14 protein-coding genes are annotated in these 14062 nt (G+C 41.0%); 10 read left to right on the top strand and 4 right to left on the bottom strand.

Going from position 1 to position 14062, the window contains the following annotated elements:
- Positions 1-145: 145 nt before the first annotated feature.
- Complete coding sequence (rne, locus tag Q0A08_RS06075; protein ID WP_438465588.1) at positions 146-3235, bottom strand: ribonuclease E; 3090 nt, start codon at positions 3233-3235, stop codon at positions 146-148.
- Positions 3236-3726: 491 nt separating this feature from the next.
- On the opposite strand from rne, the gene Q0A08_RS06070 reads away from it, so the two are divergent.
- The gene (locus Q0A08_RS06070) at positions 3727-4695 is read left to right on the top strand and encodes an RluA family pseudouridine synthase (RefSeq protein ID WP_438465587.1); all 969 of its coding nucleotides are present in this window, start codon (positions 3727-3729) and stop codon (positions 4693-4695) included.
- 68 nt (positions 4696-4763) lie between these two features.
- On the opposite strand, the gene Q0A08_RS06065 is transcribed toward Q0A08_RS06070, so the two are convergent.
- Positions 4764-5183, bottom strand: a complete 420-nt coding sequence (locus Q0A08_RS06065) for a MaoC family dehydratase (RefSeq protein ID WP_438465586.1) — start codon at positions 5181-5183, stop codon at positions 4764-4766.
- A gap of 306 nt (positions 5184-5489) precedes the next feature.
- Between Q0A08_RS06065 and Q0A08_RS06060 the strand changes: the two genes are divergently transcribed.
- Positions 5490-6569, top strand: a complete 1080-nt coding sequence (locus tag Q0A08_RS06060) for a S49 family peptidase (RefSeq protein WP_438465585.1) — start codon at positions 5490-5492, stop codon at positions 6567-6569.
- 75 nt (positions 6570-6644) lie between these two features.
- On the opposite strand, the gene Q0A08_RS06055 is transcribed toward Q0A08_RS06060, so the two are convergent.
- The gene (locus Q0A08_RS06055) at positions 6645-7250 is read right to left on the bottom strand and encodes a Maf family protein (RefSeq protein ID WP_438465584.1); all 606 of its coding nucleotides are present in this window, start codon (positions 7248-7250) and stop codon (positions 6645-6647) included.
- A 194-nt stretch (positions 7251-7444) separates the two neighbouring features.
- Between Q0A08_RS06055 and Q0A08_RS06050 the strand changes: the two genes are divergently transcribed.
- The 7 genes from Q0A08_RS06050 to fabF all read left to right on the top strand — a co-directional run bounded on the left by Q0A08_RS06050 (position 7445) and on the right by fabF (position 12568).
- Positions 7445-7915: a YceD family protein gene (locus tag Q0A08_RS06050; protein ID WP_438465583.1), complete on the top strand. Its 471-nt coding sequence runs from the start codon at positions 7445-7447 to the stop codon at positions 7913-7915.
- 10 nt (positions 7916-7925) lie between these two features.
- Complete coding sequence (gene rpmF, locus Q0A08_RS06045; protein ID WP_009831529.1) at positions 7926-8105, top strand: 50S ribosomal protein L32; 180 nt, start codon at positions 7926-7928, stop codon at positions 8103-8105.
- 12 nt (positions 8106-8117) lie between these two features.
- Complete coding sequence (locus tag Q0A08_RS06040; RefSeq protein WP_438465582.1) at positions 8118-9098, top strand: fatty acid synthesis protein; 981 nt, start codon at positions 8118-8120, stop codon at positions 9096-9098.
- The gene (gene fabD / locus Q0A08_RS06035) at positions 9095-10021 is read left to right on the top strand and encodes an ACP S-malonyltransferase (RefSeq protein ID WP_438465581.1); all 927 of its coding nucleotides are present in this window, start codon (positions 9095-9097) and stop codon (positions 10019-10021) included. The genes Q0A08_RS06040 and fabD overlap by 4 nt, the downstream gene beginning before the upstream one ends.
- Positions 10022-10106: 85 nt before the next feature.
- On the top strand, positions 10107-10850 hold the full coding sequence (gene fabG / locus Q0A08_RS06030; RefSeq protein WP_438465580.1) for a 3-oxoacyl-ACP reductase FabG: 744 nt from the start codon (positions 10107-10109) through the stop codon (positions 10848-10850).
- 131 nt (positions 10851-10981) lie between these two features.
- Complete coding sequence (gene acpP / locus Q0A08_RS06025) at positions 10982-11215, top strand: acyl carrier protein (protein WP_438465579.1); 234 nt, start codon at positions 10982-10984, stop codon at positions 11213-11215.
- Between the two features lie 114 nt (positions 11216-11329).
- Positions 11330-12568: a beta-ketoacyl-ACP synthase II gene (fabF, locus tag Q0A08_RS06020; RefSeq protein ID WP_438465578.1), complete on the top strand. Its 1239-nt coding sequence runs from the start codon at positions 11330-11332 to the stop codon at positions 12566-12568.
- 91 nt (positions 12569-12659) lie between these two features.
- Here the strand turns inward: fabF and Q0A08_RS06015 are convergent, their stop codons facing one another.
- Positions 12660-13082, bottom strand: a complete 423-nt coding sequence (locus Q0A08_RS06015) for a PA2817 family protein (protein WP_438465577.1) — start codon at positions 13080-13082, stop codon at positions 12660-12662.
- 60 nt (positions 13083-13142) lie between these two features.
- On the opposite strand from Q0A08_RS06015, the gene Q0A08_RS06010 reads away from it, so the two are divergent.
- The gene (locus Q0A08_RS06010; RefSeq protein ID WP_438465576.1) at positions 13143-14057 is read left to right on the top strand and encodes an ABC transporter ATP-binding protein; all 915 of its coding nucleotides are present in this window, start codon (positions 13143-13145) and stop codon (positions 14055-14057) included.
- Positions 14058-14062: the final 5 nt, after the last annotated feature.

The following is a 14062-nucleotide window of genomic DNA, read 5'->3' as shown; positions in this document are numbered from 1 at the left end:
ATGTAATGACACTTAGCTTGAATGAAAGTGCTGAGTTCAAGTTTTTATTTCAGGATGTAATATTTAGTTCGTTTAAATTAACGTTTTTCTTTTTTGAATGCAAAAGAGCCCGCGAATCGCGGGCTCTTTTAACCTTAAGAATAAATTATTCTGAAAGGTTAGCTGTCTCAGCTGTTGTGCTAGGTGCTGATTCCTGCTTAGTCGCTCGTGGATCATTTTTCACACGAGATTCGCTGCGTGAGCGGCGAGGTTTAGCTTCAGCATTGCGCTTAGCTCTTTCTGCTTTTTGCTTTTCTTGCTGATCGATAACAGCCTGAGGTAGCTCAACGGCCGCTTTTGGTGCTTCGGCTTTAATAGCTGGCTTACCGCGAGCACGTCTTGGGGCGCGCTTTTTGGCTGAATTTGCTTCTTCAGTTATTGCTTCAGGTGCTACTTCAACTTTAGTTTCAGTAGTTGTTTCAGCTTTAACTTCAGGTGCTACTTCAGTTTTAACTTCAGGTACAATTTCTGATGCAACTTCAGCTTTAACTTCAGGTGCAGTTTCTGGTACTACTTCAGCTTTAACTTCAGGTGTAGTTTCTGGTGCTGCTTCAGCTTTAACTTCAGGTGCAGTTTCTGGTGCTGCTTCAGCTTTAACTTCAGGTGCAGTTTTTGGTGCCACTTCAGCTTTAACTTCAGGTGCTTTTTCTTGTACCACTTCAGCTTTAACTTCAGATGCTGTCTCTGGTATTACTTCAACTTCGGGCGCGACGTCTGTTGCTACTTCAGTTTTAGTTTCTACTACTTCAGTTTTAACTTCAGGAGTTGCTTCTGTTACTACTTCAACTTTAGTTTCTACTGCTTCAGTTTTAACTTCAGGTGCAGCGTCAGTTTTTGCTTCTGTAGCAACTTCTGTCACTGTCTCTGTTTTTACTGTAGGAGCTTTCTCAGGGGCAACTTCAGTTTTAGTTTCAACTGCCGTTTCTACTTTCACTTCAGTTGTTTGAGTTTCTTCTTTTACTTGATCGCGATTGCGGTTTTGGCCACCACGACGAGTGCGTCGGCTAGGATTACGTTTTTCACGTGTGCCGTCTTTACTCTCTGTAGTTGCTTTCTCCGCTGCTTCTTCAATTGCTTGTTGCTGTGCTTTAGCGGCTAAAGCTTCTTCGTTAGCTTTATTTGCTTCGTCTTTGAGCTTGCCATTACGACGTTTGTTTTGATTACGCTCGCGTTTACGCTCTTTAACTTCAGGGATAACTTTCTCTTTACGTTGAGGGCGTTTGTTCTGCGTCTCTTCGTTATTGGCCTTGCTATCTTGCTGATCATTACGAGCAGGTTTGCTACGAGTGGATGACTTGGCTTCCGCTTGTTCTCTTCTGCTTTGTCTTGTTGATTGCTGCTTATCGTTTTCACGATCATCAGTATGCGCCTGCTTCACATTACGGTTGTTGCCGCGAGTGTTTCTGTTTTTGCTGTTCTTGTTGTTGCGAGTATTTGGCTTTTTGTTAGCAGGTTTGCTTTCGGCTACTGGCTTAACTTCTGGCGTTTCTTCAACCCCAAAAATAGCGTTTAGGATGCGTTTAAAGAAGCCAACAGGCTGGGCCTTCACTGGTGCTTTTTTAACATCAGCAGGAGCAGGGGCAGGAGCTGGTGCTGCAGGTGCTATGCTGGTTACAGCTGCTTTCTGACGTGTTTCTTGGTCAGGCTGGCGTGGCTCGTAAGGTGGTTGCTCAGGCGTTTCTACTAATGTATAGCTGTTTTCGTTTTGAACAACAGAAGAGCTATCATCACGAATACGTTCTACTTCAAAATGTGGCGTTTCCATATGAGGATTTGGCACAAGAATAATATGAACGTGATTGCGTTTTTCAATCTTGGCTATGTTTGTGCGCTTCTCATTAAGTAGGAAGGTAGCAACAGAAACAGGTAGAACCGCTCTAATTTGTGCTGTTCTTTCTTTTGCACATTCTTCTTCAATCAAACGAAGGACAGACAATGCTAGTGATTCAACGTCACGGATAAAGCCTTGACCAGTACAGCGAGGACAAACGATACCGCTGGTTTCGCCTAGAGAAGGGCGTAAGCGTTGACGCGACATTTCAAGTAACCCAAAGCGTGAAATACGACCAAGTTGAACGCGTGCGCGGTCAGCTTCTAGTGCGTCTTTCATGCGGTTTTCAACTTCTTTTTGGTTACGAACAGGCGTCATATCGATAAAGTCGATGACAACAAGGCCGCCAATATCACGCAGGCGTAATTGACGGGCTATTTCGTCTGCCGCTTCAACGTTTGTTTGAAGTGCGGTTTCTTCTATGTCACCACCTTTGGTTGCGCGAGCAGAGTTGATATCGATAGAAACCAGTGCTTCGGTTGGGTCGATTACAATTGATCCGCCAGAAGGTAAGCGAACTTCACGCTGAAATGCTGTTTCAATTTGACTTTCAATTTGGAAGCGATTGAATAGCGGTGTTTGGTCTGTATATAGTTTAATGCGTGATTTGAAATGAGGCATAACCTGCATCACAAAGTTCATGGCATCTTGGAAAACAGACTTTTCATCGATTAGTACTTCACCAATATCTTCACGTAGATAGTCGCGAATTGCGCGAATTACTATGTTGCTTTCTTGGTAAATTAGGAAAGGAGCTGGTTTCTCAGATGCTGCACCTGTGATTGAGTTCCAAAGGGTGTTTAAGTAATCCAAATCCCATTGTAGTTCTTCTGTGCTGCGACCTACACCTGCAGTTCTTACAATTAGGCCGCCATTGTCAGGCATATTAAGGCCAGACATCGCTTCTTTTAGTTGGGTTCTATCGTCACCATCAATACGGCGAGAAATACCGCCAGCGCGTGGATTGTTTGGCATTAATACCAAATAGCGACCAGCAAGGCTTACGAAAGTTGTTAGTGCTGCGCCTTTGTTTCCGCGCTCTTCTTTATCTACTTGAACAACAACTTCTTGGCCTTCTGAAAGCACATCTTTAATATTGATGCGTCCTTCACCATGATTAGGCTTTTTAGAGAAGTAGGTTTTTGAGATTTCTTTAAGAGGTAAAAAACCATGGCGGTCTGCGCCGTAATCAACAAAAGCGGCTTCTAGGCTAGGCTCGATTCGTGTAATACGACCCTTGTAGATGTTTGCTTTAGTTTGTTCGCGAGAACCAGATTCAATATCAAGATCGTACAGACGTTGGCCATCAACTAAGGCCACGCGCAACTCTTCTTGTTGAGTTGCGTTAATTAGCATTCTTATCATTTATAAAACTCTGTATTGCTGAGTTAGAAAGCCAATTCCTTGTGCAGTGCTATGTCATGGTTGTTACACAACGCGTATTTAGTTGATCTTTTCTGTTTTTCATTTAGGCGCATAGAGTGTGCTTTTACGTCCATTTTCCGCATACATATTCACGGGCTCGACTGGAGCGATTAAGTGCATTCATTGCCGTAATCAATAACAAAATCAATACTCATCAATGTTCTTCTGCATATGCGCATAAGACCTGTTGATAAGTGTAAAAAATAGACATTTTCTACACTTGGAAGAGGAAATTTCCAAATCAAGTGGTTAAATTATTTAAGCTTATCTTTTACAGAGGTAAGATATAAACTGAAGTGTCGCTTCAGCGGGAGCTCTTTTGGGGTTCTTTTTAGACTTCGAGGCGTTTTGTTTGCCTCTTACCCTCTGCGCATGTGAATATATCAGTAAAAACTAAGTGCTTCAATTATAAAGGAAACCATTCTTCAGTTATGTCAGATACGAAGAGTAATGAAAATGACCGTCCAAAGGTCAAAATTAATACAATCGATGAAAATAATCATGATCAGAGAATCGATAATTATTTAATGGCCCAGCTAAAAGGGGTTCCTAAAGGACGTATCTATAACCTGTTAAGAAAAGGTGAAATACGTGTTAATAAAAAGCGCGTCAAACCTGATACTCGTATTTATTCGGGCGACATTGTTAGGATAGCGCCTATTGTTGTCGAGCCACCTAAAGAAGTTTCAGCAGTTCCACAGAAATTGATGCAAATAATCGAGTCTCGTATCGTGTACGAAGATGCTGGTTTAATTGTAGTAAATAAGCCTTCTGGTTTAGCTGTACATGGTGGTAGTGGCCTAAACTTTGGTTTGGTAGAAGTTGTTAGGCAATTGCGAACTAAAGAAAAAAGCATTGAGTTAGTACATAGATTAGACAGAGACACGTCTGGGTTAATTATGATCTCTAAAAAGCGATCAGTACTTAAGCAGCTTCATGCAGCACTACGCGATAAAGAAGGCGTTCAAAAAACATATCAAGCGTTAGTTTATGGCTCTTGGCCAAAACGTAAGTTGCAGGTGAATGCGCCTCTTTTGAAAAATGAGCTCAAATCTGGTGAACGTGTTGTAAAAGTGCATACCGACGGTAAAGAAAGTTTAACGCGTTTTAAATTACTGCGTCAGTTTGAAGGTTACAGTTTGGTTGAGTGTGAGCCAGTAACAGGTAGAACCCATCAAATCCGAGTGCACACTTTACATGCAGGTTACCCAATAGTCGGTGATGATAAATATTCGCCATCAGAGCAAAATAAAGAGGCGAAGGCGCTTGGGTTTAAACGATTGTGTCTTCATGCCGCTAAATTAGACATTATGCTTAATGATCAGCGTATTTTGGTTGAAGCCCCAATTGATGATGAGTGGCGTAATGCTATGAATAAAAATTTAACGGGTATTTACTAAATAAAATTTAATTCGTTATAAAAAAGACCGCGCTATGAAAAATCAGTGCGGTCTTTTTGATTGGGGTGCTAAGCTTTTGGAATCATAATGATAGCTTCACCTTTGATCACAACAGTATCACCGCATAAGCATTCTGTTTTGAGTGTCACACGACGACGGCGTTCGTCTTTTTCAAGAACTGTGATGCGTGTAATAACTTTCGCACCGACAAAAACAGGGGCACGAAATTTAAGTGCCTGTTCTAAATAAATGCTACCAGGCCCTGGAAGTTCAGACGCAATGGCGGCTGAAATTAGGCCTGCACCTAGCATGCCGTGCGCTATCGGTTTTTCGAATTGAGTAGTTGCAGCGAATTCTGCATCAAGGTGAACCGGGTTGTGGTCACCTGTTAAATCTGCAAATGCTTGAACATCTTCTGCTGACACTACTTTAGTCACTTCGACACTTTGTCCTACAGTGATTTCTTCTAGGGTATAACCTTGGCTCATGTGAGACTCCATTTTTGTCTACCATAATTGTTATATGGTGAATAATAAATTGTCAGAAATTGCGTCTGTGCATCTTCTTGATGAATCGAGATAAATTCTATCGGAAATGGCGATGTAAGTGGATAATTTATGGATAAATCCTATCTTGTTTATTGTTATTTAGAGTATTTGTCGAACTGATAAGTGTTTTGTGAGTCTGTGTAGGAGGATTCACTCTTTAATGCTTGATATTTTTAGGAGTGACCGCATATTCAAAAGATATTAAGTTTTAAATGTGATTGACAATTTATAGGGTGAAATTAGGTTATGGCTTGGACGGAAGACGAAGATAAAGCAATAAAGCCGCTTGGTGAAGGGCAGGCTCAAGTTGATCAAATGGATGAGCCGGGTCAGTCGCAGTTAAACCATGATAAAAAGGTGGAAGGGAGGGAGAATACTTCACCTTCTAATGAGGGTGGCAATAAAAATACCGATAAACTTTGGCAGCTGTTAGAAGGAACACTAAAAGAGAATTTGGTTGAAAAGCGACGAGCGCGTCGTTGGAATATCTTTTTTAGAAGCTTAACTTTTTCTGTGATTATTGCGGTTTTTGTTGTGGCAATGAGTGAAACTGATATCTCAGAGCTTGATGTTCAAACTAATTATGTCGCCGTGATTCCGATGGAAGGTCAAATCGGAGCAGGTCAACCTGTTGATGCTAACGTGGTTTTGCCATTAATAGATGATGCTTATGCGAAGCCTGGAATAAAAGCGTTAGTGTTAAAAATGAATAGCCCTGGTGGTAGTCCAGTGCACTCGGGAATCATTTATGATGCTATTCAGCTTAAGCGCAAGCAGTATCCAAATGTCCCAACATATGTGGTTGTTGAAGACCTTGCTGCTTCTGGTGGTTATTATATCGCCTCAGCTGTTGATCATATATACGCAGATAAGGCGAGTTTAGTTGGCTCTATTGGTGTTATCTCGGCTGGGTTCGAAGCGACAGAGTTGTTGAAAAAGATCGGTGTTGAAAGGCGCGTATTTACAGCTGGTGAAAACAAAGCTTTCTTAGATCCTTTTTTACCTATGGCTCAATCTTCAATAGATAAATGGCAAGCCGTCTTAGATGAAACGCATGGTCAGTTTATTGATGCAGTGAAAGAAGGGCGTGGAGATAGGCTTAAAGAGTCATCAGATCTCTTTACTGGTGCTGTGTTTACCGGTGCTCAAGCAGTTGATCTGGGTTTGATCGATGGCCTAGCAAGCTTTTATCAGCTATTAAATAGTGAATATAAAGGTTTGGAAGTGTTGTACTTCACAGAGGATAAAGAACCGTGGGAAGATGTTATTAAATCCTTTGGCGTTAGCGTGACTAACACGTTTTTAGAGTCAATGCGTCTACAGTAAATATATTGGCTCTAAGCTTTGATGAGCTTAGAGCCAAATAAAATTTTGTTTAGACTTTCCTTATACTGCTACTTATTAGAAAGCTTGGTGAGTTAAAGGGTTAAGCCCAAAATCGCTAAGTGATTGACATACTTTTATTAATGGTAGTCCTATTAATGCATTTGGGTCATCACCTTCCATTTTTTCAAATAGAGCCACACCCAAACCTTCACACTTAAAGCTGCCTGCACAAGCTAACGGTTGCTCTGCATCAACGTAACCTTCAATTTCTGCAAGGCTTAGCTCTCTAAAGTAAACGCTATATACGCTTGTTGAGAGATCAGCTTGTTTAGTTTTGCTATCAGTAACACAAAGGCTTGTTAAGAACTCTACTTTTTTGCCACTAAAAAGACTGAGCTGTTTAATTGCGTTATCTCTTGTTAAAGGTTTGCCAAGAATTTGTCCTTCTAAGCAAGCTACTTGGTCAGAAGTAATTATGATGCTTTCCTGAGTGTTTGAGATTTGCTCAAAAATAGCCGTGGCTTTTTCCTTTGCTAATCTTTCTACTAATGCCTTTGGTGCTTCTTTTTCTAAAGGGGCTTCATCGATATCGGGACTAATGCACTCAAATGGGAGATTTAATCTTTCCAAGAGTGCTTTTCGGTAACGTGAAGAGGAGCCTAAAATGAGTCTTTTTTGCACTGTTTATCCTAATAAAAATGAAAAACACGATTGATTTTAAAACTTTTTTAAGAAAGTTGATGAAAAGTGTATAAAAACTGCTTCAAATAGCAATCAAACTTTGACAACTAGCATGCATATCCATATCATTTGCCGCCATGTTGAATAGCTCATTACCCATATATATAGACCCTCGCAAGTATGCCAATCACGAAATGGCACTTGAAGGACAAATCTCCCTTAACCAGCTTAAGGAGCTTTGTGCTGCCTTGGCGTCTGATGTTGGTGAAGTGACTGTTCATCTGAACTTTAAAGTTGATGAAGATAGGCGCTACATCGCGACAGGCAATCTTAAAACCCAGGTTCAACTCATCTGTCAAAGATGTATGGAACCGACCCCATATGATGTGGATATAGAATTAGCTTTGGCTTTCGTTTATGACGAAGACCATGCTAAAAATATATCTGTTGATTATGATCCAGTTGTTATGACTGAAGGTGAGATTGTTTTAGCCAAAATGATAGAAGAAGAATTACTTCTGGCGCTACCAGTAGTTGCTTATCATGATCAAAGTGGTTGCAACCCAATAGCTTTAAAGTATGCATCGTCTACCGATGACGCCCCGGATGACGAAGAAAATCCGAATCCATTTAGTATATTGGCCCAATTAAAGGCCAAAAGTTAGGAGCTCCAAAATGGCAGTACAAAAAAGTAAAGTGACTCGTTCACGTCGCGGCCAACGCCGTTCTCATGATGCATTGACTGGTGCAGCTTTATCTGTAGAACAAGCTACAGGTGAAACTCATCGTCGTCACCACATCTCTGCAGACGGTTTTTACCGTGGTCGTCAAGTTATCACACCAAAAGGTGAGTAACTAGATACCCGTATGATTAGGGTAGCTATTGACGCTATGGGCGGGGACTTAGGTCCCTGCATTGCATTTGAATGTGCAAATAACCTCCTTTCAAAATACTCTGATATTGAGATTCAGCTCTATTATCATGAGTCTAGCTCTTGTAAAAACAACTCTAAGAACCCATATCTATCAAAGTTCACTAAAGATGCATTGTCACGTTTAACATTAGTTAATTGTCTTGACTACTATCGAGTGGATGAAGAGTTAGAGCGAAGTTTATTTAAACGAAAAGAAGCAAGCCTATATCAAGCTTTATTAAGTATGAAGCAAGGCCGAAGCGATGTAGTAGTGACCTGTGGAAATACTGGGGTTATGGTTGCTTTAGCGCGTTACTTATTAGGATTGATTAGGCCTAAGTTATACCCGGCTTTGATGCGAGAGCTTAGTGTTAAGCCATTACGTTGCCTTGTTGATTTAGGCGCTAATGTGCATTGTCCAGCAAGTATGTTGTGTGGTTTTGCCGAACTTGGCTCTGCCTATGTTGAAGAGATGGGTAAAGAGAAGGCTAAAGTTGGTTTACTCAATGTTGGTGTTGAAGCAAGTAAAGGTAGCAACATAGTTAAACAAGTGGATAATTTACTTTCAAAGCGAAAGTGGCCGAATTACCTTGGATACGCAGAAGGGCATGAGCTTTTTACGGGTGATAAAAATGTCATAGTGTGTGATGGCATGGTGGGGAATGCTGTTTTAAAAGCGTCAGAAGGTCTGTTGCACTTTTTGATGGGAAAAACAGCGCAATTGAAGGATTCGAATCAAGTGCTTGAGTCTTTTTACCAAAGTGAGCGACGACACGGGGCTTGTCTGGTGGGTGTTCGCGGCAATTTGGTAAAAAGTCATGGGGATTCAGATGTGCCTGCCATGATGGGGGCGGTTGAATACGGAATTGATATAGCGCGAACTCAACTATCTAAAAAAATTGAGGCGCGATTGACTAGAGAGGAAATCGAATGAAAAATGAATTAGCTTTTGTCTTTCCTGGGCAAGGTTCTCAGCAATTGGGTATGTTGGCAGATCTTGCACAAACCCATAGTGTTATTGAAGAAACATTTGCTGAAGCATCTGAAGTGCTAGGTTACGACCTTTGGGTGCTTGTTCAAAATGATGCCGATAAGTTAAATCAGACAGATAAAACTCAACCAGCTTTGCTAACAGCAAGTGTTGCACTTTGGCGTTTATGGCAACAACAAGGTGGTGCGCAGCCAGCTTATGTTGCAGGTCATAGTTTAGGTGAGTATTCAGCTTTAGTATGTTCAGGTGTAATGGCCTTTGCTGATGCCGTAAACCTTGTTCGTTTGCGTGGCGAATACATGCAACAGGCTGTTCCAGCTGGTGAAGGTGCAATGGCTGCCATTATTGGTCTTGCTGATGATCAAGTTGTAGCGGCATGTGAAGGTATAGAGGGTGTTGTTAGTGCTGTTAACTTTAACTCGCCTGGTCAAGTTGTTATTGCAGGCCATGTTGCGCCAGTAGAGGCTGCAATGGCTGCGGCAAAAGAAGCTGGTGCTAAACGTGCATTGCCACTGCCTGTGAGCGTACCGTCTCATTGTGAATTAATGATTCCAGCAGGCGAAAAACTAGCACTTGATCTAGAAAAAATTGAATTTAATGCGCCTAATTGCACACTAATTCAAAACGTTACAGCAAAAGCAGAATCAGACCCTGCAAAACTAAAAGCGAATCTTTTAGCGCAACTAAGTGAGCCAGTTCTATGGACTCAAACGGTTGCTCTTCTGTCTGATCTTGGCGTAACTGAGACATTAGAGTGCGGTCCTGGAAAAGTATTGTCAGGCCTAAATAAGCGTATTGTTAAAGGCTTGGGTGCAGCAACAATTTCTGATCTTGCGAGCTTTGACGCTGCAATTTCAAAAAATTAATAATTGCTATTTTGAGTGTTTATGAATATAAACACTCCATATAACAACAATTTAAAAATTACGATAAGTAAAAACGGAGACAGTGATGGGTCTTGAAGGCAAAATAGCCCTAGTAACAGGTGCTACGCGCGGAATAGGTAAAGCGATTGCTTTGTTGCTTGGTCAACAAGGTGCAACGGTTATTGGTACAGCAACGAGTGAATCAGGTGCACAAAGTATTTCTGATTATCTTGCTGAAGCGGGTAATGCTGGTAAAGGTTATGTCCTAGATGTTGCCGATGCAGACTCAGTGACTGAAGTGGTTAAGGCCATTACAGCAGACTTTGCAGCTCCGACAGTTCTAGTAAATAATGCTGGTATTACTCGTGATAACCTTATGTTGCGCATGAAAGAAGATGAGTGGGATTCTGTAATTAACACCAACCTATCTTCTGTGTATCGTGTAACGAAAGCGTGTATGCGTGGAATGACAAAAGCGAAATTTGGTCGTGTGATTAGTATCAGTTCAGTTGTTGGCTCTATGGGTAACCCAGGTCAAGCAAACTATTCTGCTGCTAAAGCAGGCTTAGAAGGTTTTAGTCGTTCTTTGGCATCTGAGATAGCATCACGTGGCATCACAGTGAACTGTGTCGCTCCAGGCTTTATCGAAACAGATATGACTAAGGTATTACCAGAAGAGCATAAAGCCGCTTTGACTGAAAAAGTCCCAGCGTCTCGTCTTGGTCAACCTGAAGAAATTGCGGCTGCAGTCGCATTTTTGGCATCTGAAGGTGCTTCATATATTACGGGTGAAACAATACATGTTAATGGTGGCATGTATATGGCGTAATTTGAGTTGAATTTTCTAACGATATCAACGAAAATAGCGGTCCGGTTCATCTTGAGAATCACGTCGTAAAGACGGTTATACATTTTTATAAAGCTCAAATGAGCTAACAATGAGTAGAGTAGGAACTTCTAATGAGTAGCATTGAAGAACGCGTTAAAAAAATTGTTTGTGAACAACTTGGTGTTAAAGAAGAGGAAGTAGTAGCAACTGCTTCTTTCGTTGATGACCTAGGTGCAGATTCTCTAGACACAGTTGAGCTAGTAATGGCTTTGGAAGAGGAGTTCGATACTGAAATCCCTGATGAAGAAGCTGAGAAAATTACCACAGTTCAGGCTGCGAATGATTACATCAATTCGAACCTGTAATTTGGTAAACTGAGTTTTTGGAGAAGCCGCTTGTCTTGTACATAGCGGCTTTTCTTTTCTATAGCCCTTTTTTATAAAGCCTTTTCGGGTTGGGCGTACTTTTGGAGGAAGGATATGTCTCGTCGTCGTGTTGTTGTCACAGGTATGGGAATGGTTACCCCTTTGGGCAGCAATGTGAAAGATACGTGGGATAACGTATTGGAAGGAAAAAGTGGTGTATCTGACATTGATGTTTTTGATGCGTCTCAATTTTCCACACGCTTTGCTGCACAAGTAAAAGACTTCGATGTTGCTCAATACATGACAGCAAAAGAAGCTCGTAAGATGGATCTTTTCATTCAATATGGCATGGCTGCTTCTATGCAGGCTTTAGATGATGCCGAACTTTTGAATGATAATTTAGACTATAACCGAGTAGGCTGTGCAATCGGTTCTGGTATTGGTGGTCTTCCCATGATTGAAAAGAATGTGGAACTACTAAATAAATCAGGCCCAAAAAGAATTTCTCCTTTTTTTGTACCAGGGGCAATCATAAATATGATCTCTGGGCATGTCGCTATCAAATTTGGCTTTAAAGGACCAAACATATCAATCGTAACGGCCTGTACAACAGGTACCCACAACATTGGTATGGCAGGGCGTATGATCTCCTATGGTGATGCAGACGTTATGATAGCAGGCGGTGCTGAAATGGCGATTACCCAATTGGGGATCGGTGGTTTTGGTGCGGCAAGGGCATTATCAACACGAAATGATGATCCTAAAACAGCAAGTCGACCTTGGGATAAAGACCGTGATGGCTTTGTTATGGGTGATGGTGCTGGCATATTAGTACTAGAAGAATATGAGCATGCTAAAGCTCGTGGAGCGAAAATTTATGCAGAGCTAGCTGGTTTTGGCATGAGTGATGACGCGCATCATATGACTGCGCCACCTGAATCTGGTGTTGGTGCTTTATCTGCCATGTCAGCTGCATTAAAAGATGCAAAACTAGAAGCTGCTGATGTGGATTATATTAATGCCCATGGTACTTCTACACCAGCTGGTGATTTAGCGGAAACTAATGCTGTTAAGTCATTAATGGGGCCTGCTGCTTCAGATGTGGCAATTAGTTCAACAAAATCCATGATAGGCCATTTATTAGGTGCTTCTGGAGCAGTTGAATCTATTTTTTCTGTATTAGCGATACGCGATCAATTGGCACCACCAACGATTAATTTAGAAAGCCCCGGTGACGGCTGTGATTTGAATTATGTGCCACATACACCACAAAAACGTCGTATTGATGTTGTACTAAATAATTCATTTGGTTTTGGTGGAACGAATGGATCGCTGGTGTTTAGTAAAGTTTAGCGAATCTTATAAGTATAAAAATAGGAGCTTGAGCTCCTATTTTTATGTCTTAAAGATCAGTTTAAGTTTGGCTAAAATGGATAAATCTAGCTTAATGAGTAGTATTTGAGTTATTTGTATCTAATTCTTGACGTAAAGACTTGATTTGCTCATTTAAGTCCACATTAATGCCTTGGTTATCGAGTTGATACAAACGGTCTTCTAACTCCTGGTAAAAGCTGAGTTCTTCATCACCAAGAAAGTGTAAACACTCGCCACCGATAAACCAAAGTAATTCGCGACGTACCAAAGGTACTAAGTTTGCGTAACAACGAATAAATCGAGATAAGATTTCTTGAGCGTCAAAACTGTAATCTGCCGCTTGATTTTCTATGTCTTGAAATAACTGATTCATTTTTTCAATCAGATCAGCTTCTTCTTCATTTAAGGGTGTTTGATCAAAAGGAAAATGTTCAGACATTCTGCTTTTTAGATCTTTGAATGCATTCAATATGAAATCGTTACGAGAATCCACGTAATAGCCTTTTACAGTTAAATGTTCATGCCAGCCCAATGCTGGCAAAGATGAGTAATTATGACATATGCAATAGAAATTAGTGACTTAAAAAAACGTTATGATAATGGTTTTGAAGCCCTTAAAGGGGTTGACCTTAAAGTGGAGAAGGGCGATTTCTTCGCACTACTAGGACCAAATGGTGCGGGTAAATCTACAACGATTGGTATTCTGTGCTCTTTAGTGAATAAAACTGAAGGTAAGGTCTCTATTTTCGGGGTCGATATCGATAAAGACTTTGCTGGCGCTAAGCAATATTTAGGTGTTGTACCACAAGAGTTTAACTTCAACGTATTTGAAACGCCTTTTAATATCATTGTGACTCAAGCTGGTTTCTATGGCATTCCTTATGATGTTGCAGCGCCAAGAGCTGAAAAATACTTGAAGCAATTAGGATTATGGGAAAAGCGTAATAACCCTTCTATGCAGCTCTCTGGTGGTATGAAGCGTCGTTTGATGATAGCAAGAGCGTTAATACATGAGCCTCAAGTACTTATTCTCGATGAACCAACGGCAGGGGTAGATATCGAGCTTCGACGCTCAATGTGGGAGTTCATCAAAGAGTTAAATGATAATGGTACAACGATCATTCTAACTACCCACTATTTAGAGGAAGCAGAGCAGTTGTGTCGCAATATCGCTATTATTAACAAAGGTGAAATCGTTGAAAACACCAGTGTGAAATCCCTCTTAAAAACCTTGAACCAAGAAACCTTCATCTTGGATTTAGCGACAAATATTGATTCTGACGTCAGTATTGATGGCTTTGCGGTTAATACATTGGCAGATGGACACTCAATTGAAGTGGAAGTAAGTAAGGGTCAATCCATCAATGACATTTTTATCGCGCTGAATGAGCAAGGCTTGCAAGTGCAAAGTATGCGTAACAAATCAAACCGCTTAGAAGAGCTGTTTGTGAAGTTAACCAAGGGGTAATTTAA

Source organism: Marinomonas sp. PE14-40 (assembly GCF_051623805.1).
Classification (GTDB): domain Bacteria; phylum Pseudomonadota; class Gammaproteobacteria; order Pseudomonadales; family Marinomonadaceae; genus Marinomonas.
Note: the sequence above shows the minus strand (reverse complement) of the source record. Positions and strands in the feature narration are given on the sequence as shown.

Coding starts and splice junctions, on each gene's coding strand:
- Q0A08_RS06040 (WP_438465582.1), top strand. CDS start 8,118: ATGATTAGGGTAGCTATTGACGCTATGGGCGGGGACTTAGGTCCCTGC.
- Q0A08_RS06010 (WP_438465576.1), top strand. CDS start 13,143: ATGACATATGCAATAGAAATTAGTGACTTAAAAAAACGTTATGATAAT.
- rne (WP_438465588.1), bottom strand. CDS start 3,235: ATGATAAGAATGCTAATTAACGCAACTCAACAAGAAGAGTTGCGCGTG.
- Q0A08_RS06065 (WP_438465586.1), bottom strand. CDS start 5,183: ATGAGCCAAGGTTATACCCTAGAAGAAATCACTGTAGGACAAAGTGTC.
- Q0A08_RS06060 (WP_438465585.1), top strand. CDS start 5,490: ATGGCTTGGACGGAAGACGAAGATAAAGCAATAAAGCCGCTTGGTGAA.
- fabD (WP_438465581.1), top strand. CDS start 9,095: ATGAAAAATGAATTAGCTTTTGTCTTTCCTGGGCAAGGTTCTCAGCAA.
- fabF (WP_438465578.1), top strand. CDS start 11,330: ATGTCTCGTCGTCGTGTTGTTGTCACAGGTATGGGAATGGTTACCCCT.
- acpP (WP_438465579.1), top strand. CDS start 10,982: ATGAGTAGCATTGAAGAACGCGTTAAAAAAATTGTTTGTGAACAACTT.
- rpmF (WP_009831529.1), top strand. CDS start 7,926: ATGGCAGTACAAAAAAGTAAAGTGACTCGTTCACGTCGCGGCCAACGC.
- Q0A08_RS06050 (WP_438465583.1), top strand. CDS start 7,445: ATGGCACTTGAAGGACAAATCTCCCTTAACCAGCTTAAGGAGCTTTGT.
- Q0A08_RS06070 (WP_438465587.1), top strand. CDS start 3,727: ATGTCAGATACGAAGAGTAATGAAAATGACCGTCCAAAGGTCAAAATT.
- fabG (WP_438465580.1), top strand. CDS start 10,107: ATGGGTCTTGAAGGCAAAATAGCCCTAGTAACAGGTGCTACGCGCGGA.